Source organism: Lentisphaera marina (assembly GCF_028745505.1).
Lineage (GTDB): Bacteria > Verrucomicrobiota > Lentisphaeria > Lentisphaerales > Lentisphaeraceae > Lentisphaera > Lentisphaera marina.
In genome coordinates this window covers 1,904,730-1,928,347 of the sequence record NZ_JAQZZL010000002.1, presented here as the reverse complement: position 1 = coordinate 1,928,347, position 23,618 = coordinate 1,904,730, and the positions used below count along the sequence as shown (strand labels likewise).

Here is a 23,618-nt window from a genome sequence, read left to right as displayed (position 1 = left end):
ACACCAAACTAATTGCCCGCTATTTTTTGAAAAAAGTTAAGGTTTTCCTTTTTCGTACATGATTTTTATGTCTTCGGAGCTCAAAGCGGAGGAGAAAATGAGGAACTCATCCATGCGGCCATTAAAGCTTCTGATGTCTTTACTGTCTTTTCTATGATGCTGCCAATTGCCAATTTCACTATTGCCCAAAATGATTGTTTGGGTTTTGACAATTTCCCCTGTGTCAATCAGAGTGCCATTAAGGTACTGGCGGATAGTTTTACTATTTTGATCATAAACCATAGCCAAATGAATCCAGTCACCCATGGTATCGAGCTCAATGACTTGGGGAGTGAAAATATTATAAGCTGAATGATAAAAGCCTTTAGGTGTACTTTGCGAGTGCTTGGCTCCTAGGATCATTTCACCGACATCACTGAGTTGCCAGTGTAGCGATCCAGGGGCGAAACCATCGTTTAATAAGAGTGAGCTTAACCAACGATCAAAGCTATCAATTCTAACCCAGCAGGCCATCGTCATCGAATCATATTCACCAGGGATGTGAAGTCGAATACGATCATTGATAGATTTGAAATCTAGAGCTGTTTTTCCGCGCCAACGTCCTTCAGACCACTGCGCGCCGATGATGGCACCCTCCATTTTGCCATGAGTAGCACCATTTTGGAGTGTACGCTGCCAGTCATCTGTTTGTTGGAAATCATAGAGTAAAAGGAGGTCATTACGCTCCTTGAGACTATCTAGGTATACAAGCCATTCCTGTTGGCGGTTTTGATGATTGTACCTATCAAGTTGGCCAATTTGTCTGTATGAAATGAAGTCTTCACGTGATGTGATATCGTTCAATGATTCTGATTGATTATTCCAAGCAATAGAATCTGACTTGAGAAGGGTTTTCAGTTTTTGTTTATCATGATGGATTTCAACTTCGCCATCTAAAACATGAACTTCTGGTGAAGGCTTGTTCATGTCGATAGCAAATTCAGTCCCGAGGTCATGAACCTGCATTTTGCCTGTGTCTACAATGAAGCCCTGAGCAGTTTCCGGAACTTTTACATGTATTTTACCTGATAAGGCAGCGACTTCCATAGAACTTTTGACATCGATTGTTGCAGGTCCTTCTAAAACCATGGTAGCGCCAGAGAAAAATTCTATTTGTAGGAGACCCGACTCCAGTTTGAGTTCACCTGGGCTGAGTGAGCTTGATTGATGATTTGCGAAAACCGCATTGACTTCTCGGGTGATCTTTGCAACTGCATCGCGTTTGAAATCAGGAAGTACTTCTTTAGGGATTTCTACAGGTGGCTCGGCTTTGGCGGCCTCAATTTGAGTTTTGTCGGCTTGAAAAACTAGGCTCAAGTTTATTATGAAGAGCGCAGCGGCTGCGTAGATCCAGAGATTGGCTTTCTTTTTTACTTTTTCTTTAGGGAAGGCAATGATATCATTTTCGGCATCAGCAATTTCTTTGAGCCCGGCATCAATATTAATATACTCGATCAATTTTTGACGAGCTTCTGGGGATTCAGTGAGGATCTCTTCTAGTTTTTGTGAATCTTCATCAGAAATGTGACCATCGCAATAAGCGGCAATTAGTTTATCGAGTTTATCCATGGGCGAGGGCTCCATTGTCTTTTACGCATTTCATCAGTTTTACGCGAAGGCGGTCGAGGACTTTGTAGAGTGAACCTGGGCTTTTGCCTTCGTTCTCTGCGAGTTCTTTAATGCTTAAATCTCGGGAATAAGATTGGGTGAGGAGCGTTTGTTGCTTTTGTTCTAATTTAGCAAAACAGGTTTTTAAAACTTGACGTTGCTCGGCGAGTTTTTCTTCCATATCTAGGCATTCTTCTGCTAGGAGCTCTAGCGTTTCATCGGAGAAAACATGGCGATCACGACTTTTGCCACGGCGATATTTGAGGACTTCAAAGCGAGCCACCATACTGGCCCAGGCTGAGAAGCTACTTCCTGGTTCAAATTGATCAAACTTTTTCCAAAGGATGATACTTGTCTCTTGCAACACTTCATCAACATCAAACCACGAGGGGAGCAGTTGACGAAGAAAAGCCCTAAGAGCTGGCAGCGCTTTGCCGTATTCAGCAATAAATAATCCGTACTTGTCTTTCTCGTTCATAATCGTTTCCAAAATGATTCTTTTTACTATTATACTCCAGCTTGAATCGAAATTGCCCGCTCTTTTTAGTTTTTTTTTGATTCAGGTTTCAAAAAGGCTTTGTTTTTGTGTAGATGAATTCAATTTAAGAAAATTTAAGTTGAGGATAACTGTGAACCCACGTGCTTTAGAAATAATCAAAAAATTAGAATTGATCGAACACCCCGAAGGTGGTTACTTCCGAGAAGTATATCGGTCAGAATTAGAAGTGCATTCAAGTATAGTAGGATCTGCGCGTTTTGCGGTCACGGAAATTTATTTTCTTTTATGTCAAGGACAGGTAAGCCGATTCCACAAAGTGGCTCACGATGAGTTCTGGCATTTCTACGAAGGGGCGCCTCTTCGTTTAATTGATGGAGACTTAGAGAGCTTTCAGGAACTGGAATTAGGAGGTGAAGAACTTAACTACCAACACTGTATTCGAGGGGGGTGTTGGCAAGCAGCAGAAAGTACTGGTGATTATACTCTAGTGGGATGTACGGTGGCGCCAGGCTTTGATTTTGCGGATTTCGCCTTTTTGAATGAAGACGAATCTAAATTAGTGAAAAGTAATTTTGCGGATTACGCAAAATTTATTTAAAGGTTGATTTAGTGTATAAATATTTTGCTTATGGCCTCAATATTAGTTCTGAAATTGAGCTCAATGAACTCATTCCTAAAGATTTTTCTGAGGAAGTTGACGTAGAAATTACCTTAGCTGAAGTCCCCGAGCAAATTACCGGTCCAAACTGGCATGGTAGTTGGTGGCAAGCTGATGACGAATACCTACTTTGTGATTATACCGATATTATGCGAGCCTTAGTTTCTCGAAATGGTAAAGATGTTCAGGTACAAGTTTTTACTCAAGATGACTTTCAACTTCGTAGCTTTATCTATAGTCAAGTTTTTAGTGCCTGCTTACTGTTGCGTGGTTATTATTTATTGCATGGGGCCTGTGTCAAGATCGGAGATAAAGCAGTGGGCTTTTGTGGACCTTCAGGAGTGGGTAAATCCACTCTGGCGCTAGGCTTTATGCAGGAAGGTTTTACGGTTTACTCGGATGATGTTATTGCCTTAAAAGTCGAAAACTATAAGCTGATGCTTTATCCTGGTTTTCCTCGTTTGCGTATCACCTCAGACGTAATAGATAGGATGTCCTTAGATTCAAATTCTTTTAAAGCCATTGAGCATTACCCAGGCAAGATGAAATATGTTAGTAAATTTAATTTTAGTTCTCAAGTAATTGAATTGAACGAGCTTTTAATCTTAAATCCTACTAGATGTGAAAAGCCAATGTTGCGAAAGCTCGGTGGTTGGGAGAAATTAAATCTTTTTGAAAAAGCGAATTATCGACCTGAAATTGAATCTTTCATTTTTAGTGAAGAAGAAATGCTAGAGCAACGTAGTGAAATTGCCAATATTACAAAATGTTATTACCTCGATCGGCCAGAATCAGGTTTTAGCTTAAAAGGCACACTTTCAAAGATCGTTTCAATAGTTTGAAGAAAATAATTAATAGTGATTTAATAAGGGGGAGTGAGACTAAATTGAGAAGGCCATTAGGACGTTATTATATTTGCTGGTTCTAGTTACGAAGTACGATCATGAAATCTTAAAAGGCGTTGCTGGTATAAAGCCCATTCTAATAGGAGAGAACTATATTTATTTTTAAATTGTTTGGTTTTGAGTTTGGGTTTATTTTTTTCGAGAAAATTGTTGAAGTTGTCTTCTAGTCTAAGCTTTGTATTAGCGTTTGGAATGAGTTGATATAGTCGTGTTTTTTGAGTTTTAATATGTCGAATGAGAGTTATGACTTGATCAAGCTCGAGTTGATGTGATGACAAACTTTTTAATAAATCACACTTGTAGGTACTACAGTCTTTTGGCCGTTTGTCATTGTAAATAGTACATTGCTTATCGAAGTAACAGCATGGTTGTCTTAATCCATATTTTTTATTTTTATATTGAATTATGTTTGGGAAAATCTCATTTTTCTCTATTGAAGTGTGATCAAAAATAGTTCCATCACAGCATAAGCCACAGCTTTTACATATTTCTTGTTCATTGTATTGTCTTCTAGTCATTTTTTCATCCATATATGAATTGACACAGTATGTTTTTGAATATGTTATCTTTATAGATTCTATCGTTAAATAATTAAATGTTTTTTGAGAAGAGGAGAATTATTTGTACTAACTACAATTATTCAATTTTCTTTGGTTTACCGGAGTGTAAGGTAAAGTTGACAAAGTGGGCTAGTTTATGAGCGGTCTTGAGTGAGTTTAGTTTTTGTTTTTCAGTAAAACTGAGTAAGGTTTTGATTTGATTACGCGTATCCTCTTGTGTGAAGATTTGATAGGACAGTAAGTTGGTTGAGTTTAGAGATAATTTGTTTATCAATTGTTTTTGAAAATTGATGGGTAAGGTGGGAAAATTGTTTAGTTCAGTAAAGGGGACGAAATTTTGTTCACAATTACTAAGTGCCATATGGTGGCTAGTGTTAATATGGAGTTTTGAGGTCTCATTACAGACGATAAAAAATGGAAAAAACAATGCGATCTCTAATAAACAGTCATTGCGGTAAATTTTACAATTATGATAAGGCTCTTTTATTCGTGCGTACTGCTTGTAGTGATGCAATTCATAGAAATCACTCTTTGCTAGGGGGGCAATAGTTAATTTTTCTTCTGTCCAGTCTACTGTATCGCTAGCAACATCTACATAATAGCCTCCTATTTGTAAAGCGGTCTGAAACTCCAGGTTTACCCCTCCCCAAATTATTTTAAAAACACCTCCTTCTTTTAGGTATGTAGATATAAGATTGAACTCAGGGAGGTCTAAGTTGTTCATAACGAAATTATAGGTGATAGTCGTGATGTTAAAACACCGCCCCTCAGGGTACTGTGATAGTGTGTTTGGAATGGATGATAAAGGCTTATGCCATTGGAACTCGTCAAGGATATAAGATATTAAGTCTTGCTTAAAATACTTATCTTCTGGAGGGGTAAATGATAAGTGTTTTAAAGTTTGTCCATATTGTTCGAAGGCAATCTGATTGACCACAAAATCTATACTGTCTCTTAAACCTTGAAAAGCTTGAGTAATAACATCGATGTTGGGAGTCAATAGCTTTTCTGTTAAGTCGTCAGGTTGAGTAATTTTCTCAATATGCAGTTTAGTTAATTTATTCATTCTTTAACATAAGATATAAGTACATAACTGAAGCTATGGTATGAAGACCAAAGGGCTTTTCTATGCAACCATTTATAATGCCAGATTTTACCTGGGATGAGCATAGATTCTTTTGTGGATTTCATTTATAACTTATCTATAATTATCTTTGTTCAATAATTATATAAAGAGTAAAATAAAGTTTCAATAGGTTGATATAAATATATGGGCCATTAATAAACGCTCTTACTTAAATGAATAGATGCCTGCATGAGATTGGCCATAGTTTTATTAAGGAAAAAATAGCGATGTTGATTTGCGTGGCGTTGATATATCAAGAGTTTTCAACTGTGTGGATGTTCTAAGTACAATATTTAGCTTGCGACAACATTTTTGGTTGCATCAGGTTCTTCGTTTCCCCCGCCTTGAGATGGGTTTTCATCTTGGTTATCATTAGCCCCCGATAAGGTATCATAACTGGAGGAGATCTGAGTTATAGAAGGTTTTTTCCATATCTGTTTCATGATTTATCTTATAATTTAGTTTGATTTTAACTAAATATACTATAGATGATAGAGGACTTCAAGGGGCCTAGTAGAAAAGGTATTTTAATTTAAATTTATTAGGTAATTTTAGGGCTATTTTAGTGGATTACTCAAGTATTACGCAAGTGTTTGAAGCCCGTGAAATCTCTTTTTTAAGACAAAAATACGAAGGAGACGAAGGCGATTCGCATATTTTTTATCGTCTGGTGGAAGCCTATCGGAAGCAGGGCGACTTAAAACAGGTAAAAGATTTATTAAAAAATAATAAAGTAGATTTAGGTTCCCATCATCGTTCTTTGCTAAGTTTATTTGAAGGAGAATGCTTTTTAGGTAAAGAATTTAATTTTTCACCAGTGCCCTATCGTGTATTTCATAATCCATTTTCGAATTCATTTCAAGAAGATTTATGGGCTGTGGTCAACCAATGTAAAAATGAATTTAAAAGCGCAAGAGTTTATTCCAATGATAAGAGTCGTGTCGATAAGACTGTTAGGTCCTCGTTAGCTATTTATGATAAGCACCTTGGAGAGCTGAAGGACAAAATCCATGCAGAGCTTAAATCTTATTTTAAACAATACACACAATGGCTTAATGCTTTTCAAATAGCTCCTTTAAATGATGACCTTGAGCTAGAGGTGAATGTTTATACTGAGGGGCGAGGATTTAAAAGGCATAGGGATAAAGGAGAAGTAGGCGCTGGCGCAACTAGGGAAGTTACCTTTGTTTATTATTTTTTTATGGAGCCCCAAAAATTTAAAGGCGGTGATTTGCTTTTGTTTGATTATAAAAGAGATAAGCAAGAATGTAACGATAATTTTTTGAGGCTTAGAATAGAAAATAATATGCTAGTCTTGTTTCCAAGTGATTGTTATCATCAGGTTACTGAAATTAGTACAGTTGCCAATAATAGTCTTGTAGAGGGGCGCTGTACTCTTAATGGTTGGGCTCACAGACGAGGTTAAATGAACCTCAGCTTCATAGGATAAGCTTGCATAGTTTATTCGGGTGTTGTTTTGCTATTAAATAATGTAGCTAATTATGAAGAAGCCATGGATAAAGCCTATTGTATCAAATTTAAGTGTATATGTTAACACACAAAGTACTTCTAGTGGAGGCGAAGATGAAAAAAATGCTGGGCGCTGTGGCAAAGGAGGTGCTAAAGGGGCCCATAAGTAGTGTTTTAGTTAGCTTTAAGCAATGATTAAATCACATCTTTGTCATTTGATATAAGTTGTTAGTTACTTATGCCTTTTTGTTTAGTGAAAAACCTAATATGGCCTGAACTATGACTTGATTCTATAAAATTCTTTACAAGCAATGATCAAATAAGTAGGGAAGGAGTGCGTTTCCTTAGTACGTATTTTTGTGAGAGCCGCTTGATCAATGAAGGCTAAGTCAAAATCTTGGGCTAATTCAGCATCAAGAGTATTCCAGACTTCATCCAAACCAGGAATGATACTTCCACCAATACTTTTGTCATAGTTATAACGAATTGAAGGAGGAGTTAAGTCGGCCATGGATTCATTGCGAAAGAGGTAACGATTTTGATTGAGATAGACTTTGCAATGGGCATGTAAAGAATTAAAAAAATCTAACAGCTGAATGTCCATCAAAGGGTAGCGGTATTGTAGTCCAAATTCGGAGCCCAATTGGTAAGATTCTTCAAAGCGCAAAGCCGTATGCCCACGATTGGGGAGTAAGTGTTTTGTGTACTCAAAAGTACTTTTTCTAGATAAACCAGTTTTAAATTTTTGTGGGGGTAGGCGATACTCTTTTTTAAGGAAGTTTTGATCAACTGAATTATCAAAAAAAATGGGTTTACTTTTTAAAAGGTAATTATAGATGATATGGCAAAAAGTATAAGGCCAGGCAATGGGGCGGTAGTTTTTGGCTTCGCGGTAAAGGTGATGCCATTGACGATTTTTAATGAATTCAGCGTAGGCGCATCCAGTGGCTCTTTGACTGACACCTTCGTCACCTCCAAAACCAGAGAAAATCACTTTAGCACCTACATCTCCTGCAGCCTGCATTAGCTGTCGAGCCCATTCATTCACAGCTGCTTGTGGTGGTTGAGCTAGTTTTTGAGTGACCCAACGACAGTCGTCAGCAATGTTAACGCCTTTTTTTGTGATGAGTTGATGTTTAACATTGGGGTGTATTATAAGAAAGTCATTGACGAGGTGTCGTTCGTCATTACCATGTTCAGCTGCATGAGTAAAACCGTATGCTTGGGTTCCGAGTTTAGATGCAATTGCGGTGATAGTAGCGGAGTCAACGCCGCCTGTAAGTTCAGAAGCAAGAGGAGTACCATCTTGAGGCAGTCTTTGTTTGACTGCAAGAGTGAGTTTTTCTCTGAAAATTTCACAAGCCTCGGCCCGTGTAATATCAATAGATTCTGGTTTCGTCATTTCCCAATAACGGCTAGTTGTTAATTTACCACGATTGATTTGCAATATGTGAGCAGGAGGTAATCTAAAAATATTAGTATAGGCAGTTTCATGTTCTTCAGCTTCCCAGCCATTGAGATAACGAATAACCCAATCATCATTAATTTTAGGTGTAGTTTCGGGGTGACTGACTAAATCTTTGAGTTTTGTTGAGTAAAAAAAACTGCCATTTTGAAAGTAGTAATAAAAAGGAATGACCCCGAGGTGATCACGTGCACCAAAGTATTCATTTTTTTCTTGGTCATAAATAAGAAAGGAGAAATCGCCATGAAGCTTGTTAACTAAGTGTTTTGCTTCTTTTAGGTACATCTTTAAAATATATTCTTCAGCTGCTGATGAATGAAGATCTTCGGAGTAAAGGTGAATGTCGCCCTGGATATTTAGCTGTGAGTTTCTATTCATTTATTATAGATTAGTTTGTGTATATAGTTATTTAAACTAGTGCTGATTTAATCAGCTCAAAGCACGCGAGGCGAGATTCTGAATGAGGAGGACGAGAAAGTTTAAAAACTCGGAGTTTTTTCAGGATATCTAGTGATTGTTGATTGAATTGGTCGATTAAGCCCATGGCTTCCATTACGGGGCGATTGTAATATGAGCGCCAAAAAGTTTCGACTTTTTCTACGCCTATGACTTCTTCAATTTCTGGAGAAGATAAAGTCTCATCCATTTCTAGATAAAACAAATAATCTAATTTGCATTTTTGGTCGGATTTCTGTTGATTTGTGTTGAGTTGATATTTTTCATCATCATCCCAGATTTTTGATATAAGAGAGGGGTTAAATTGATTGAAGTCGACGTCGTTTTTCCATAAACGCAAGAAGGGGTAGCCGGGCAGAGTTGTGCTATTTTTTTTGTTAAAACAGATGATTTCATCACAAAAAAATGAAGCTCCAGCTTTATGGAACTGAGTAGCTATACTGGATTTTCCTACGCCAGATTCGCCGCAGAAAGCAAGGTGTCTATCCTGCCATAGACAGCTATTACCATGCAAGAGTAAATGGCCTCGTTGAAAAAGAGTTAAGCCAGTAACAAAACTGTGAAGATAGTCATTAAATGAATGTTTATTTTTAATGAACTCATAGATTATCTCGTTGCCGTTTGAGATATAGAAGGAAGCACTTCCTTCAAACTCTACGATAGCTTCTTTAGAGTTGAGTCGTAAGTTGGAGTAAAGCGGTGTAAGTGGCGCTTTAGCTTGAGGGATAGATTCTTCCCTTAGGTAAATGTGATCAAAGAGTCCATAATAGCTTTTTTTTTCTATGAATAAGTTATATTTATTCATAGAAAAAAAAGATGATTTGAGTATAAAATAATCATAAGTGATGGGCCTTATTTTCTAGGCGTTTCAAGTCCTTTTTTCGGCACTTCCTTTTTATGATGGAATTGTGAGAGGCGATTTTCGTAAGAAGCCCATTCCAATAAAACTTGACTATGTTTAATTCTAAAGGCTTTAGAGTCGAGATCATCTTTATTATTCTCTATAAAAGAATGATACGCTTCTTTGATCGTGCGATTTTTTTTGGCATTGGGGATGAGTTGATAGAGTCGGTTTTTTTGATCTTTAATTTGTTGAATCAGTTTTTCGAGCTCATTAAACGCAAGTTTTCCTTTGATGAATTTCTTTAATAAGCGACATTTAAAATCACCACAGATGTCGGGGCGTTTTTTATCATAGACAGTGCAATATTTATCAAAATATACACAGGGAAGTTTAAACCAATAAGCATCATCAATTATCTCCGCTTCCATTTTAGGGAGGAGGATTTCGTCTTTGAAAGACGTAGCTCTAGCGAATAAAGTACCATCACAACAGAAACCACAGTTTTTACAGAGCTCTTGTTCTTGGTTTTTAGGGGTCGTCAATGTTATTGTATGATCAAAGTTTTTTTATCAATCATATCGAGGACAAAGCTCATACAATCTTTTTCGCATTGTTCCTCAGAGACATCGAATTCATCAACAAGTTCAGGTAAAATTTTTTTCAGACTTTTTGGTTCTTCTAAAAGCTCCCAGATGATTGAGCCTATAGGGTCAAGTCCAAAATACTTACCTTCTTCTATACTCATCATTACGACTTCATCGTCAATTTTGCTAGAAATGATTTCGGGGTTGCGTTTTAATGTACAATTCTTGGTGATTTTCATATGATTCGTATCTCATAGTTGATGTTATTAAGAAGAATAATTAAAATATAAGTTGAGTACAAGCGCTTTTGGTTAAGAAATATATTTTTTTTAGTACTAAAGTAAGGTTTTATTTGAAGGCTTAGGAAGTGAGTAGCCTTGAGTATGGGCCTTGTTTTGAACTTAGCTGCGTATGATCTCCCTGTTCAATGATTTTACCTTGCTCGAGGACGATAATTTGGTCGGCGTCTTGGATGGTGCTGAGGTTATGGGCGATGATCAGGGTGATGATGTCTGCTTTGTTTTTGAATATGGCTTTTTGAATGAGCCTTTCGCTAATAGAGTCGAGGTGGCTAGTGGCTTCGTCAAGGATGATGAGGTCAGCTTTGGCTGCGAAGGCACGTGCGAGGCAGAGGCGTTGTTTTTGTCCGCCGGAGAGTTTGATGCCATTTTCTCCGATATATGAGTCGAGGCCATTTTCTAAAGATTGAATAAAATCATGCAGCTGGGCTTTCTTACAGAGTTCTAGGATGGCGCTATCATTAAGCTCGGGGTCAGCGTAGAGGATGTTGTCACGTATGGTGCCATCAAAAACAAAGCTCGTTTGGTGAACTACAGATACATGTTGTATGTAATCTTCTTTGTTGAGCTCATGGAGTTCAATGCCGTTAATCAGTATTTCACCTGTTGAAGCTTTTTGGAAACCACAAATAAGGTCTGCTAGGGTGCTTTTACCTGAGCCACTTGCCCCCACAAGTGCGTAAGTTTTTCCTTTCTCCATGCTAAAAGAAATATCTTTGAGGGTGTTTTTGTTATTTATATAGGAAAAGGACAGGTTTTTGATCTCAATTTTTTGGATAGCCTCATTAAGTTTTTTCTTATTGGGGTCAGGTGGATTGTCGAGTTCTTCTGATAAAACATCGTGATAGCGTTCTAAGCAAGCTAGGCCTGCTTGAGTTGAACTTATTGAAGAGAGTATGTTGAAAACGGGACTCATGAGCTGAGCGGTAAAAAACTGAACAACCACTAATTCGCCTAGACTCATGTGACCACGAATAATCATCATAGAGCCACCTGCTAGCATGAGTGCGGCCGCAATAGCTTGCATGAAAGACCACAGGCTATAAATACTTTGTATCTGTAGGTTTGACCTTAGTTTTGTGTCATTTAAATCGAGATGGCGTTGGCTATGCTGAGAGATTTCTTCTTGTTCTTTGGCGTGAGAACGTACGGTGCGAATACCTTGGAAGATTTCGCTGAGGAAGCCATGGATTACGGCTTGCTTTTCATATATTTCATTTTGTAGTGGGCGAGTTTTTTTGGTGAGGTACATGCAAAGTACAGTTAAGACCCCAATGACCGTTAGTATGAGTAGTGCAATCCATGGACTGAGATAAAAGCAGTAGGCAAGAATGATTGAAAGGCGAAGTAGGGCATTGATGGGGGTGAGAATAAGCTGATTGCATAGGCTCGTGATGTGATTGATATCGCTCGTGAACCTTGAGAGTAGTTCGCCAGATTTCGTTTTGTTAAAAAAGTTTATGGGTAAATGAAGAACATGTTGATAAAGTTTATTTTGTAAGCTGTGATTGAAGGAGGTTCGGAAGCGTAATTGGACTTGGTTTTGTATGATGCTTAGAGCTTCACTCATTACGTAAGCCAAGAATAGGGCGCTAGCCCAGAGTAAGATTTCGTTTTCGGTTTGAGCAATATATTTAATTTTATCATTGCTAAGATAATCATCAACAATTTTGCCACTAATCAAAGCGGGTATAAGTCCGAGGCCATTGGCAATAATCGACAGTAGGAGTGAGAAAGAAATGACCTTCTTATAGCTAGCGATTTGCCCCAAGAAAACTTTCATTTGTGCTATAAAATCTTTACTAAAAAAGAATTCGAGACGTTCCTTAATCATTGAGGACCTCGTGCGTAAAGCTATTAATTATAGTGTACTGTTCGATGCCATTATCACCAGTAACAATGTATTGCTGGTATCGCAACCAGGCATGAGCTTTCATGTCGCCATCTTCTTTTTTCAAACCTAAATAAAGTGTGGAAGCAAGCTTTTTCTTATTAAGGATACGTTGCCCTGCGATTGCTTGGGGGAAGCAAACGCATTTCCACGGGAGTAAGTCAGCTATACGTAAAATGAGTCTTTTGAGAAATTTTATTTCATCTGGAATAGTTTTTTCTTCTTTGGAAGATTCCTTTTCGCTTTCCCCTAAACTCTTGGCTAAAACTTTAAATTCTTGGCTTTTGAGTTGAAGGCAAGCAAGGCAGAGTTCTAAAAAAACTTCTAAGGCTAAAAATTTGATTCTAAAAGGGAGTTTGATGAAGGTGATAAAACTTCTGAACATTCTTGACTTCGAATTATATTGGGTTGGATTAATTGTAGACCGAGGAGAGTGATAAATCAATAGTGTGGTACTGAGACATTGAGTGGATTTTGAGGTAATGGAATGTATAATGCGCGGAATTTTAACTGATTTTGATTAAAGGGCCGACTTATGGCAGATGTACTAGCAAAAATGATGAGTGGTTTCCCCGAGTGGTTGCCTGCTGCAAAGAGACAAGAAAAGCGTATCCTCGATATCGTCGCAAAAGTTTATGAATCTTATGGTTTTACACCTATTGAAACGGCCGCAGTAGAAAAAGTGAAGAGCTTGTCGACAACAGGTGATGTGAGCAAAGAGATTTTTGGGATTCATCGCTTGGCGGGTGATGGTGAGAATAAGAAAGCTGAATTTGGCTTGCATTTTGACCTCACTTTACCTACGGCGCGCTATACAGCAGACAATTTTGCCAAGCTTCAGTTCCCCTTTAAGCGCTACCAGATTCAGAAAGTCTGGCGCGGAGAACGTCCACAAAAGGGACGTTACCGTGAATTTTACCAGGCAGATATTGATGTGATTGGCGATGGAACTCTTCCACTTCATTATGAAGCAGAAGTTGTTCAGGTTATCTATGATATTTTCACTCAGCTAAATATCGGTGAATTCACTGTGAAGATTAATAACCGCAAACTCCTAGAAGGTCTTTACCGTCAGCAGGGTGTCGATGATATGAATGCGACGCTTATTATTGTAGATAAGATTGATAAGATTGGCAAAGATGAAGTTGTACGTCTCTTGGTTGAGAGTGGCTTAAGTTCTGAACAAGCAGTTTTTTGTGCGGAACTCGCAGAAAAGAAATTTCCCATTTCGCAGGCACTGGAATTTATTGAAGGCCTAGATACAAGTGATGAACTTTTAGCTGCGGCCCAAACTGAATTAAAGACTATTTTTAGTAATTTAAGTCATTTGCCAGATGGAGCAGTAATTTTTGATCTGTCGATTGCGCGTGGGCTCGATTACTACACAGGCTCAGTCTATGAATGTGTGATTAATGGCTTGGAAAGTTATGGGAGTGTTTGCTCTGGTGGACGCTACGATAATTTGGCTGAGAAATTCTCCAAGAAAAAACTGCCTGGTGTGGGGCTTTCCATCGGCATAAGTCGCTTACTTTACCTTTTGTTTGAAACAGAAAGACTTGATGTTTTGGAAGTGACTCCGGTGCAGACCTATGTTGTTTTGTTCGACGAAAGTCAACGCCCTAAAGCAAATAAGATCGCGTCAGAAATGCGCGCAGTGGGGATTAATGTAGAAGTAGCTCCCAGTGTAAAGAAGTTCGGCAAACAAATACAATTTGCAGAAAAACGCGGAGCTACATTTATTGTCATTCCAGAGGAAGATCGTCAAGATCAGATGAAAAATCTTAAGACTGGTGATCAAGAAGATTTTAGTATAGAGAAAATCAAAGGTGATTTAAAGCTTTAGAATCAAGAGCTTATATTCTTTTGTTTAAGCAGAAAAGCATTTTACTGAAAGTCATAAAATGTTTAAAAATCGGATGTTTTGGTTTTAATTCATAAAACATCCACTATAGTCTTGCGATTTTTTTAACCTACGAGTCTTTATATATAATATGGATGCATTTTTAAATATAGTTATAGCCGCGGTCGTTTTTGGCGTCCTTTTCTTTGGTGTGGGCCTTAAGGTTCTTGCTAAAAAAGATAAGGAAGTTCAAGGCAGTTGCGCTTCTCGCAATCAGTTCTTAAACGAGGGCGGTTGCTCCATATGTGGAAAAGAGGATCCTTCTGGATGTGATGGAAGTCCCCTCGATGAAGCCAAGAAAAATAAAGAGACGACTTAGGAAAACAATTTTTTTATATCGAGCTGTTAAAAAAATAACAGCTCATAATTTTCGTAAACAAGCAAGGAAAACAAACAAGCCATGAGCAGTTACAAACTGAAAAAAGGCTATGACCTGAGAATCAAAGGAGAAGCGGAAGCAACTCTAGAGACTCTACCACGACCGACTCAAGTCGCGCTCGATGGTCGTGAATATCACGGTCTACGCCCCAAGATGATGGTGAAAGCAGGAGACAAGGTGAAAGCCGGATCCCCGCTTTTTTTGCAGAAAGGGACTGAGAACTTTTATTTCACCAGCCCTGTCAGTGGAACAGTAAAAGAAGTTAAGCGTGGTGCACGTCGCGTTCTACAAGAAGTTATTGTAGATGCAGATGAGACTGATGAGTTTGAAGACTTTCAAACTATTAGTGCAGGCGACTTACTTAACACAAGCCGTGAAGTTATTCTCGAGCAAGTCCTTAAATCTGGCTTATTCGCTCAGGTTTTATCTCGCCCATTTGCGGTACTCGCAGATCCGGCAGTTGAGCCTCGCGATATTTTTGTTTCAGCCTATTTAACAGGTCCTTTAGCTCCAGAAGTTAATTTAATTCTTCAGGGTAACGAAGCTGCTTTCCAAGCAGGTATCAATGCACTTTCTAAATTGACTTCAGGTTCAGTGAATCTCGGTATTGAAGGTGGTCGCACGGATCTTTCTGAAGCACTTAAGAATCCAGCTAATGCTAAAGTACACCAATTTAACGGTCCTCACCCAGCAGGTAACGTTGGCATTCAAATTCACCACGTTGCACCTATTAACAAAGATGAACTTGTTTGGACTTTGACACCACAAGCTGTAATCAGCATTGGTAACTTATTCCTCCAAGGCAAGCTCGTTTCTGAAAAGGTTATAGCTCTTACTGGTGAATCAATTGATCAGCGTAAGCACGTGAAAGTTATCACGGGTGCAGCTGTTGCGGAAGTCGCAAAAGGTCGCGTCAATGCTGATGCTAACTTGCGTTACATTTCTGGCGATGTGCTCTCCGGACGTACAATCACAGATGGTTTCATTGGTTTCACAACATCACAACTTACTGTGATTCCAGAAATCGAAAAAATGGAATTCATGGGTTGGGCTCTTCCAGGTGGTGAGAAGGAATCTTTCTCTAGAACTTTCCTTTCCTTCCTATCGCCCAATAAAAAATACTCTCACAACACAGGTTACCACGGTGGCGTTCGTGCCTTCGTACAAACAGGTGCTTATGAATCTGTAGTTCCAATGGATCTTTACCCAGTGCACTTAATCAAGTGTATCATGGCAGGTGATTTGGAAGCTATGGAAGGTTTAGGCATTCTCGAAGTAGCGCCAGAAGACTTAGCTCTATGCGACTTTATCTGTGTATCTAAAATCGAAGTTCAAGACACACTCCGTAAAGGTCTTGATTTCTTCCGTAAAGAAGGATGCTAATTGTGAAATTCGTTGAAGATCAAATTCACAAGGTTAAGCCACTTTTTGAAAAGGGCGGTAAGCTAGAAAAATTCTACTACCTTTTCGAAGCGGGTGAATCTTTCCACCTTGTTACAGACAAGCGTACTGACCGCGGTGCTCACGTTCGTGATAGCGTCGACTTAAAGAGAATGATGATTACTGTGGTTCTAGCCATGGTTCCTTGTATTCTTTTTGGTATTTATAACACTGGATTGCAGCATTACACTGCATTACTAAACGACGGCCAAATCGAAGCTCTCCCAGGAATGGTAGATATGATTGTTTACGGTGCGATTTTAGTTGTACCAGTTATCCTAACAGTTTATATCACTGGTGGTATAGTTGAAGGTATTTTTGCTTGTATTCGCAAGCACGAAATTAACGAAGGTTTCTTGGTAACCGGTATTTTGATTGCCATGGTTGTTCCAGCAAGTATCCCGCTTTGGCAGGTTTCGCTTGCAACTATCTTCGGTGTCTTCATCGGTAAAGAATGTTTCGGTGGTACAGGTATGAATATCCTTAACCCAGCACTTACTGCACGTGCATTCCTCTTCTTTAACTTCCCATCACAAATCTCTGGTGATAAAGTATGGGTTGGTTTTGATCGCGGTCAAGAAGTTATCTCTACAGCTACTCCTATGGGTCTTGCTGCTAAGGGCGACGCACTTCCTGAAGCTTACTCAACAATGAATATGTTCCTCGGTACGATTCCTGGTTCAATTGGTGAAACTTCTACATTAGCTTGTATCATCGGTGGTATCATCCTTCTTATTGCCGGTGTTGCTTCTTGGAGAACAATGCTCGGTATGCTCGTTGGCGGTTTCTTGTTCGCATGGCTCATTAGCCTTGGAAGCACAAATCCTAACGATATCGCAGCACTCGGCGCAGTTAAGCACCTTTGCATGGGTGGTTTCGCTTTTGGTCTTGTGTTCATGGCAACTGACCCCGTTTCATCAGCCAATACTGATCTAGGTAAATGGATCTATGGTTTTGGTGCCGGTGCCATCTCTATGCTTTTCCGTATCATCAACCCAGCTTACCCTGAGGGTGTGATGCTTGCCATTCTTCTTATGAATGTCTTTGCTCCACTCATCGACCACTACGTGGTTAAGGCTAGCATTAAAAGGAGATTGAATCGTGCAGGAGTCTAATGTAAAAACGATGACTTTCGCAACGATCGTTACAATCGTTTGCGCAGTTATCCTCGGTGCCACTGCTACAGCACTTAAGCCCCAACAGGAGCTTAACGCTAAAGTTTTCAAATTGAAAAATATTGTCCAAGTTTTCGGCCTTACTGCTGAAAACGATAAAGAAGTTGAAGCCTACTTCTCTGAAGAAGGTGGTAAAGACGGTAAATTTGTTGTGCGCGTTATCAAAGATATTGATGGTAACGAAGTAGAAATGAATGAGCTTGAATTAAAAAGCCTCGATCTTTACAAACAGGAAAAAGCCCCAGCCGCTACACGCCGCTACCCTTACTTCCTCATGTTTGAATCAGCAGCTGATAAAGCAGCTGATAAGCCTGCAGGTATTGTCCTTCCGACTCAAGACTTCGGTCTTTGGTCAGTATGTTACGGTTATCTTTCACTAGATACCGATGCAGAAACAATTAAAGGTATCGTTTACTACGATCAAAAAGAAACTCCTGGTCTTGGTGCTGAAATTGAGCAAGAATACTGGAAAGATTCTTTCGTAGGTAAAAAGATTGTTGATGCTAATGGCGCACTTCTTGCACCAAAAGCCTCTAAAGATGCAGCCATCGCAAAAGATAGTCCTAATCACTACATCTCAGTAAGTGGTGCGACTTTTACTATGGATGGTATCGATAAGGGTTTAGTGAATACGCTTAAATTCTATGAAAAAGTTATTGAACACTATCGTGGAGGTAACAAATAATGTCTGATACAATGAAAGCTTTTAAAGATCCGTTTGTGATCAATAATCCAATTGCGGTTCAGGTTCTCGGTATCTGTTCAGCACTTGCTGTTACAACGCAGATCAAGCCAGCATTTACAATGGCGGTTGCGGTAACTGCAGTTATGGGCCTTTCTAACCTTACGGTTTCTCTACTCCGTAAGCAGATCCCTAACAAAATTCGTATCATTATCGAATTAACAATTATTTCTACACTGGTAATTCTAGTGGACCAAATTCTCAAAGCTTACGCTTACGATATTTCTCGTCAGCTTTCAGTTTTTGTTGGTCTCATTATTACAAACTGTATCGTGATGGGTCGTGCTGAAGCATACGCACTTCACAACCCACCAATCCCAGCCCTTATGGATGGTATTGGTAATGGTCTTGGTTACGGTGTAATTCTCGTTATCGTTGCTTTCTTCCGCGAACTATTCGGTGTGGGCAAACTTCTCGGTAAAGAGATCTTAACTTCTTCTCCAGATGCTTGGGGTTACAAACACAGTGGCCTTATGGTTGTTCCAACTGGTGCTTTTGTGATTATTTCCTTGATCGTATGGGTTCACCATAATTACACTAAAAAGTTCGAGGATTAATCATGTTAGAATTAGCATTAAAAGCAATCTTCATCGAAAACATGATTTTCGCACTTTTCCTTGGTATGTGCTCTTACTTAGCCGTATCAAAGAAAGTTGATACTTCAGTCGGTATGGGCTGTGCTGTGTGGTTCGTTACAACTGTAACTTGTCCGGCATCATGGTTAGTATCTAATTACTTCCTCAAGCCAGGTGAGCAAAACCTTATCGGTCAATTGTTCAACAAGCCTGATCTTGATTTAACTTTCTTGACTTTCGTTTCTTACATTGCACTTATTGCTGCAATGGTTCAATTCCTCGAAATGTTCATTGAGAAAATCTCAGCTAAGCTTTATGGTTCACTTGGTGTATTCCTTCCACTTATCGCGGTAAACTGCGCGATCCTTGGTGGTTCACTCATGATGAATGATAAAGGTTTCACTTTCCCTGAAGCTGCTATGTTCGGTTTCTCAGGTGGTTTTGGTTGGTTAATGGCTATCGTAGTTTTTGCTGCGATTCGCGAAAAAATGCAGTACTCAAATGTGCCAAAAGGTATGCGTGGTCTTGGTATCGCTTTCTTGACTTGCGGACTTATGGCAATGGCCTTCATGGGCTTCATGGGTATTAAGTTTCCAGAGAAAAAAGCTGAAGCATCAGAAAACCCTGTTGCAATAGTTGAAGCAGTAGAAGTTGAAACTGTTGATGTTAAAGCTGTAGAAGTTAAAGCTACAGAGGATTCAGTAGAAGTAAAAGCTGCAGAAATTAAAGTTGATGCTCCAGTACAAGGAGATAAATAATTATGAATACACTTATTAACGGAATTGATAGCGGTACAGTTGGTGCTGGTATCGTTGTATTCCTTATCATCATCATTGGTTTAACTATCTTCTTGATGATCTGCGAAAACTTCCTCGTCAAAAAAGGTAATGTAAAGATCCTCATTAATGAAGATCAAGACGCAGCTTTAGAAGTTGAAAGTGGTTCTACACTTCTCGATACACTTTCAGGTGCTGGCATTCAGCTTCCGTCAGCATGTGGTGGTGGTGGTTCATGCGGCGTATGCACTTGTAAAGTTATTTCTGGTGGTGGCGATGTTCTTCCTACAGAGAAAGCTCACCTTTCACTAAAAGAGCAACAAGATGGTATCCGTCTTGCTTGTCAGCTTAAAGTAAAAGAAGATCTCGAGATCGAAGTTGAGCCAGAAATCTTCTCAATTAAGAAGTGGGAATGCGAAGTTGTTTCTAATGACAACGTAGCAACATTCATTAAAGAATTCGTTGTTGAACTTCCTCCTGGTGAAAGCATTGATTACCGCGCTGGTGGTTATATTCAGATCGAGATTCCTAAATACGATAACCTCAAGTACTCTGACTTCGAAATTGAAGATCAGTACCGTGAGGACTGGGATAAATTTAAGATCTTTGATAATGTAGCAAACAACCCAACAGAAGTTGTTCGTGCGTACTCAATGGCTTCTTACCCTGCAGAGGGTAACCAGCTTATGCTTAACGTACGTATTGCTTCTCCGCCCCCACGTCTTCCTAACGTGCCTCCGGGTATTGCATCTTCTTACATCTTCAATTGTAAGAAAGGTGACAAGGTTACGATTTCTGGTCCATTTGGTGAGTTCTTCATGAAAGACACAAATCGCGAGATCATGTTCATCGGTGGTGGTGCTGGTATGGCTCCAATGCGTTCACATATTTTTGACCTTTTCCACACTAAGAAATCTGGCCGTAAAGCTACTTTCTGGTATGGTGCTCGTTCAAGACGTGAAATGTTCTATGATGATCACTTCAAGAAAATCGAAGCTGAATTCCCGAACTTCAAATACTATGTTGGTCTTTCTGACGCACTTCCTGAAGACAATTGGAAGCTCAAAGAAGATATTAGTGATGAAGCAGGCGATGGCTTCGAAGGTTTCATTCACCAAGTTATTCTTGAGCAATACCTCAATAATCACGAAGCTCCAGAAGAGATTGAGTACTATCTCTGTGGACCTCCAATGATGAATGACGCAGTTCAAGATATGCTCTTCAATCTTGGTGTAGAAAAAGAAATGATCGCATTTGACGATTTCGGTTCTTAATTCTCACTAGAAGAATATTAGAAAAAAGCTCGGCTTCGGTCGGGCTTTTTTTGTTTATACAGATTATATGTTTTAGTATTTAATTTCAGGAGTTAAAATGAACTTACTTAAAAGCTGTTTGATAATGTGGGCTTGTGTTATGAGTGCACAGGGGCAAAATATATTTGTGGGCACACATTCTAAAGATGTAGAGAAAGGACTATACAAACATAAAGTTTCTGTAGGCGGAGAAGTTCATGAGAAAGAAAGGTTGTCAGCGCAATTTGGTACGACAGTCCTTGTTCAAAAACAGGATAGTTCAATTGTTTATACTTGTGGAGTGGGAGATAAGAAGCAAGAAGGTTTAATCCACTGTTTTGATAAGTCAACAGGACAATTGTCAGATAGCATAAGCGCAGGGGATTTGAGGCCTTGTTATCTATCTCTAAGTAAACAAGAAAAGTTCTTGTTTGTTAGTAATATAAAAGATGGTAGCGTGTGTTCTATAGGCCTTAATAAAGATGGTTCTTTTAAAGAACTCATTAGTTTAGTTAAAATAGAAGCAAATGGTAAACGCTTTGCTCCGCATGCCTGTGTTGTGTCGCCTGAAGGGCAGTATTTGTTTGTGCCAGATATTGCTGGGAACCGAGTTTGTCGCCTGAAAATAGATCAAAAAATTGGTGAGCTTAAGTACTTAGACTCAATCTATTCTGAAAATTTCACAGGCCCACGCCACATGACTTTTGATAAAGAGGGTAAAAGAGCTTATTTAGTTAATCAGATGGGGGAGGCTATTACCGTATTTAATTACGCTAAAGGTTTATTGGAAGAAGTGAGCAATGTTCAAAGCTTACCCACAGATCAACTAGATATTAATAATCACATTGCCGAGATTAAAATTCACCCTTCAGGGCGTTTCGTTTATGCATCAAATAGAGGTCACAATAGCCTAGCCTTATTCAATCGAAATTTGAAGACAGGTATGTTGAGCTTTGCTAGCTGCTTCAGTAGTCAAGGAGAGGCTCCCTGGAGTTTTGCGATCTCCGCAAAAGGGGATTATTTATATTGCTCAAATAATAAATCACATAACTTGGTAGTGTTTACCATTGATCAAAAAAATGGACACTTAAGATATACAGGGAAAGAACTGTCAGTTCCTAATCCCGCAAGTGTTATTGTGACTAAGTAATTAAGACTGCGAATGTGTACAGGTATTTAGATAAATTAATGAGTCTAAATACTGACGCCTTTAATGAAGTCTTCAGGAATAACTTTGGAATAATTCATGGCGACTTTAAGCTCAGCGCGTAGAGTTTTGTTACGCAAAATACGGCTACGAACAGTGCTTAAGAATTTTTCTGCAAGCGCTTCGCGAGAACAGATAACAGCGGCCTCAACAAAAGCAGTTGCTTGTATAGCAATACGATTGTAGGCATAGCGCAGCTGATCTTTGCTGATAGCGCGAATTCGTTTGAGTAAGACACTGTGCACTGAGCGAGTCATTGTAATACGCATTTCTTCGCTCATGGGGTGACGTAATAAAGCAGGGAAGAGATAATCCATATAAGTATGTAAATCTTGATTATCATCAAAATCCATTTCTTGTGACCAACGAACAAAGATACCTTTCATGTCTTCTGCAATAACTTTGATTTGCGATTGATCAGGAATCTCTTTCAAGTCAGCAATGAGGATTAGAGTAAAGGGTAATAGGAAGTTGCCAGGGTGACGGGCTGATTTCCATCCAAGTGGGTCACAGTTAAGAAGGCGTTTGTTAATAGCCTCATAATCACCAGTTAAGGCCTGCAGCATAGCCATGAGTCTACCATGACCGCCAAGTTTATCGAGATATTCAATTTCATCTTGTAAAGCACTATCATCGGGAGCTTGATGGACAGTGTTACACCAAGTGACAAGGCGACGTTGATCGGGCTCCATTCGCCATGCTTCGTGACGGTATTTAAGAGCTAGTAAGGTGTCACCATCTCGCTCGGCAATCTCTGCTAACCAATCGGCTAATACAGCGCGTTTATGAGGCGCTTTAACGACCTTGATACCCTTCATGCAAGTTTCTTCTGCTTTGAGAAGGTCGTTGTCTTCAAGGTAATGAGTGACGATATCGAAAAAGAGTTCGGGATGTTGTTGTCCAGTGACTTCAGCTTCGAGTTCCATACCTTCAACACCTTTTAGCAGGAATAAAGACTCTCTAATGAGCCAGAGGCGTAGAGATTCAAAATCGGGTTCATTGACGGCGTGTTGTTTAAGGTACTTAAGCCATTCAGGAAGGAAGGTTTCTAGTTCTTCGTCAGAAAAGGGGTAGGCATCATTGATCAGTGTGAGTCCACAGCGGCTTTCACCTAAGGCCAAGTTCTCCTGAAGAATATCATAGATTTCTGCGGGACGACCTTCGCTTTCGGTGATTTCAAAGGCACTGCGTAGGTAACGTGCTTTTGCAGCGGTTATATCTGTAATGACGATATCTTGAGCTGAGTAAAGTTGGTGTTCAACAGCAATGTCTTCAGCGACATGCAGAGCCGAGAATAGGAAAGAATAGGAACGAGCTGCTTTAGTGTAGTCTGCATTGAGGAAGGCGTCATTAGTACGTGCAAAAAGTACGTCCATATCATCTACCCAAGCAGGGAGTTCTTTGGGGTTTTCAATGTCGAGCGAATGATCGTAAAAACCCATAGATATTTTTTTATAAAAGGATTCTACATCATCAATGAGTTGGAGATCGTCGTCAAAATCTACTTCACTTTCATTGACTTCATCAATATCCTCGAAAGCAATAGCCTGAAAAAATTCTAAGCGTTTATCTACGGGCATTTCGCTAGCAAAAGAAATAATATTTTGCTTGAGTTTCTCTACGGGGATGGCGTTGATAATAGTTTTAATTTCGCTTAAAAAAGCATCGTGGGGATATTCTTGAGTTCCATTTGTCATTGTTGAGCTCCTATTCTCATACTCGATAATG

The 23,618-nt window shown here is 39.2% G+C and carries 24 protein-coding genes; 12 read left to right on the top strand and 12 right to left on the bottom strand.

Features of this window, described 5'->3' with window-relative positions:
* Positions 1-36: 36 nt before the first annotated feature.
* A complete protein-coding gene (locus tag PQO01_RS18870) occupies positions 37-1,608 on the bottom strand; it encodes a LamG-like jellyroll fold domain-containing protein (protein ID WP_274315780.1) in 1,572 nt (523 codons plus the stop codon).
* Positions 1,601-2,125, bottom strand: coding sequence for a sigma-70 family RNA polymerase sigma factor (locus tag PQO01_RS18865; RefSeq protein ID WP_274315779.1), 525 nt, complete (start codon positions 2,123-2,125; stop codon positions 1,601-1,603). The genes PQO01_RS18870 and PQO01_RS18865 overlap by 8 nt, the downstream gene beginning before the upstream one ends.
* A gap of 151 nt (positions 2,126-2,276) precedes the next feature.
* On the opposite strand from PQO01_RS18865, the gene PQO01_RS18860 reads away from it, so the two are divergent.
* Positions 2,277-2,744, top strand: coding sequence for a cupin domain-containing protein (locus PQO01_RS18860; protein ID WP_274315778.1), 468 nt, complete (start codon positions 2,277-2,279; stop codon positions 2,742-2,744).
* Between the two features lie 11 nt (positions 2,745-2,755).
* Entirely contained in the window at positions 2,756-3,646 is an 891-nt protein-coding gene (locus tag PQO01_RS18855; RefSeq protein WP_274315777.1) for an HPr kinase/phosphorylase, read from the top strand.
* 86 nt (positions 3,647-3,732) lie between these two features.
* Here the strand turns inward: PQO01_RS18855 and PQO01_RS18850 are convergent, their stop codons facing one another.
* The 3 genes from PQO01_RS18850 to PQO01_RS18840 all read right to left on the bottom strand — a co-directional run bounded on the left by PQO01_RS18850 (position 3,733) and on the right by PQO01_RS18840 (position 5,838).
* A complete protein-coding gene (locus PQO01_RS18850) occupies positions 3,733-4,227 on the bottom strand; it encodes a YkgJ family cysteine cluster protein (protein ID WP_274315776.1) in 495 nt (164 codons plus the stop codon).
* Positions 4,228-4,345: 118 nt separating this feature from the next.
* Entirely contained in the window at positions 4,346-5,335 is a 990-nt protein-coding gene (locus tag PQO01_RS18845) for a hypothetical protein (protein WP_274315775.1), read from the bottom strand.
* A 353-nt stretch (positions 5,336-5,688) separates the two neighbouring features.
* Entirely contained in the window at positions 5,689-5,838 is a 150-nt protein-coding gene (locus PQO01_RS18840) for a hypothetical protein (RefSeq protein WP_274315774.1), read from the bottom strand.
* Between the two features lie 122 nt (positions 5,839-5,960).
* On the opposite strand from PQO01_RS18840, the gene PQO01_RS18835 reads away from it, so the two are divergent.
* Complete coding sequence (locus tag PQO01_RS18835; RefSeq protein ID WP_274315773.1) at positions 5,961-6,821, top strand: 2OG-Fe(II) oxygenase; 861 nt, start codon at positions 5,961-5,963, stop codon at positions 6,819-6,821.
* Between the two features lie 321 nt (positions 6,822-7,142).
* Here the strand turns inward: PQO01_RS18835 and PQO01_RS18830 are convergent, their stop codons facing one another.
* From PQO01_RS18830 to PQO01_RS18805, 6 genes are all read right to left on the bottom strand, one after another.
* Positions 7,143-8,708: an asparagine synthase-related protein gene (locus PQO01_RS18830; RefSeq protein ID WP_274315772.1), complete on the bottom strand. Its 1,566-nt coding sequence runs from the start codon at positions 8,706-8,708 to the stop codon at positions 7,143-7,145.
* A 31-nt stretch (positions 8,709-8,739) separates the two neighbouring features.
* On the bottom strand, positions 8,740-9,591 hold the full coding sequence (locus PQO01_RS18825) for a hypothetical protein (protein ID WP_274315771.1): 852 nt from the start codon (positions 9,589-9,591) through the stop codon (positions 8,740-8,742).
* 47 nt (positions 9,592-9,638) lie between these two features.
* Positions 9,639-10,172, bottom strand: a complete 534-nt coding sequence (locus PQO01_RS18820; RefSeq protein WP_274315770.1) for a hypothetical protein — start codon at positions 10,170-10,172, stop codon at positions 9,639-9,641.
* Between the two features lie 2 nt (positions 10,173-10,174).
* On the bottom strand, positions 10,175-10,453 hold the full coding sequence (locus tag PQO01_RS18815) for a PqqD family peptide modification chaperone (protein ID WP_274315769.1): 279 nt from the start codon (positions 10,451-10,453) through the stop codon (positions 10,175-10,177).
* A 121-nt stretch (positions 10,454-10,574) separates the two neighbouring features.
* Positions 10,575-12,347 (bottom strand): ABC transporter ATP-binding protein, encoded by a 1,773-nt coding sequence (locus PQO01_RS18810; RefSeq protein ID WP_274315768.1) that lies wholly within the window; start codon positions 12,345-12,347, stop codon positions 10,575-10,577.
* Positions 12,340-12,789, bottom strand: coding sequence for a lasso peptide biosynthesis B2 protein (locus PQO01_RS18805; protein ID WP_274315767.1), 450 nt, complete (start codon positions 12,787-12,789; stop codon positions 12,340-12,342). Before PQO01_RS18805 ends, PQO01_RS18810 begins: the two co-directional genes overlap by 8 nt.
* Positions 12,790-12,939: 150 nt before the next feature.
* On the opposite strand from PQO01_RS18805, the gene hisS reads away from it, so the two are divergent.
* The 9 genes from hisS to PQO01_RS18760 all read left to right on the top strand — a co-directional run bounded on the left by hisS (position 12,940) and on the right by PQO01_RS18760 (position 21,833).
* Positions 12,940-14,247 (top strand): histidine--tRNA ligase, encoded by a 1,308-nt coding sequence (gene hisS / locus PQO01_RS18800; RefSeq protein ID WP_274315766.1) that lies wholly within the window; start codon positions 12,940-12,942, stop codon positions 14,245-14,247.
* Between the two features lie 148 nt (positions 14,248-14,395).
* A complete protein-coding gene (locus PQO01_RS18795) occupies positions 14,396-14,623 on the top strand; it encodes a hypothetical protein (protein ID WP_274315765.1) in 228 nt (75 codons plus the stop codon).
* 81 nt (positions 14,624-14,704) lie between these two features.
* The gene (locus tag PQO01_RS18790; protein WP_274315764.1) at positions 14,705-16,066 is read left to right on the top strand and encodes a Na(+)-translocating NADH-quinone reductase subunit A; all 1,362 of its coding nucleotides are present in this window, start codon (positions 14,705-14,707) and stop codon (positions 16,064-16,066) included.
* A 2-nt stretch (positions 16,067-16,068) separates the two neighbouring features.
* Positions 16,069-17,238, top strand: a complete 1,170-nt coding sequence (locus PQO01_RS18785) for an NADH:ubiquinone reductase (Na(+)-transporting) subunit B (RefSeq protein WP_274315763.1) — start codon at positions 16,069-16,071, stop codon at positions 17,236-17,238.
* A gap of 10 nt (positions 17,239-17,248) precedes the next feature.
* Positions 17,249-17,983, top strand: a complete 735-nt coding sequence (nqrC, locus tag PQO01_RS18780) for an NADH:ubiquinone reductase (Na(+)-transporting) subunit C (RefSeq protein ID WP_274315762.1) — start codon at positions 17,249-17,251, stop codon at positions 17,981-17,983.
* The gene (locus PQO01_RS18775; protein ID WP_274315761.1) at positions 17,983-18,597 is read left to right on the top strand and encodes an NADH:ubiquinone reductase (Na(+)-transporting) subunit D; all 615 of its coding nucleotides are present in this window, start codon (positions 17,983-17,985) and stop codon (positions 18,595-18,597) included. The genes nqrC and PQO01_RS18775 overlap by 1 nt, the downstream gene beginning before the upstream one ends.
* 2 nt (positions 18,598-18,599) lie before the next feature.
* Positions 18,600-19,373 (top strand): NADH:ubiquinone reductase (Na(+)-transporting) subunit E, encoded by a 774-nt coding sequence (gene nqrE, locus PQO01_RS18770; protein WP_274315760.1) that lies wholly within the window; start codon positions 18,600-18,602, stop codon positions 19,371-19,373.
* A 2-nt stretch (positions 19,374-19,375) separates the two neighbouring features.
* The gene (gene nqrF / locus PQO01_RS18765) at positions 19,376-20,665 is read left to right on the top strand and encodes an NADH:ubiquinone reductase (Na(+)-transporting) subunit F (RefSeq protein WP_274315759.1); all 1,290 of its coding nucleotides are present in this window, start codon (positions 19,376-19,378) and stop codon (positions 20,663-20,665) included.
* Positions 20,666-20,762: 97 nt separating this feature from the next.
* Complete coding sequence (locus PQO01_RS18760; protein ID WP_274315758.1) at positions 20,763-21,833, top strand: lactonase family protein; 1,071 nt, start codon at positions 20,763-20,765, stop codon at positions 21,831-21,833.
* A gap of 44 nt (positions 21,834-21,877) precedes the next feature.
* On the opposite strand, the gene PQO01_RS18755 is transcribed toward PQO01_RS18760, so the two are convergent.
* The gene (locus PQO01_RS18755; protein WP_274315757.1) at positions 21,878-23,587 is read right to left on the bottom strand and encodes a hypothetical protein; all 1,710 of its coding nucleotides are present in this window, start codon (positions 23,585-23,587) and stop codon (positions 21,878-21,880) included.
* Between the last annotated feature and the right edge of the window lie 31 nt (positions 23,588-23,618).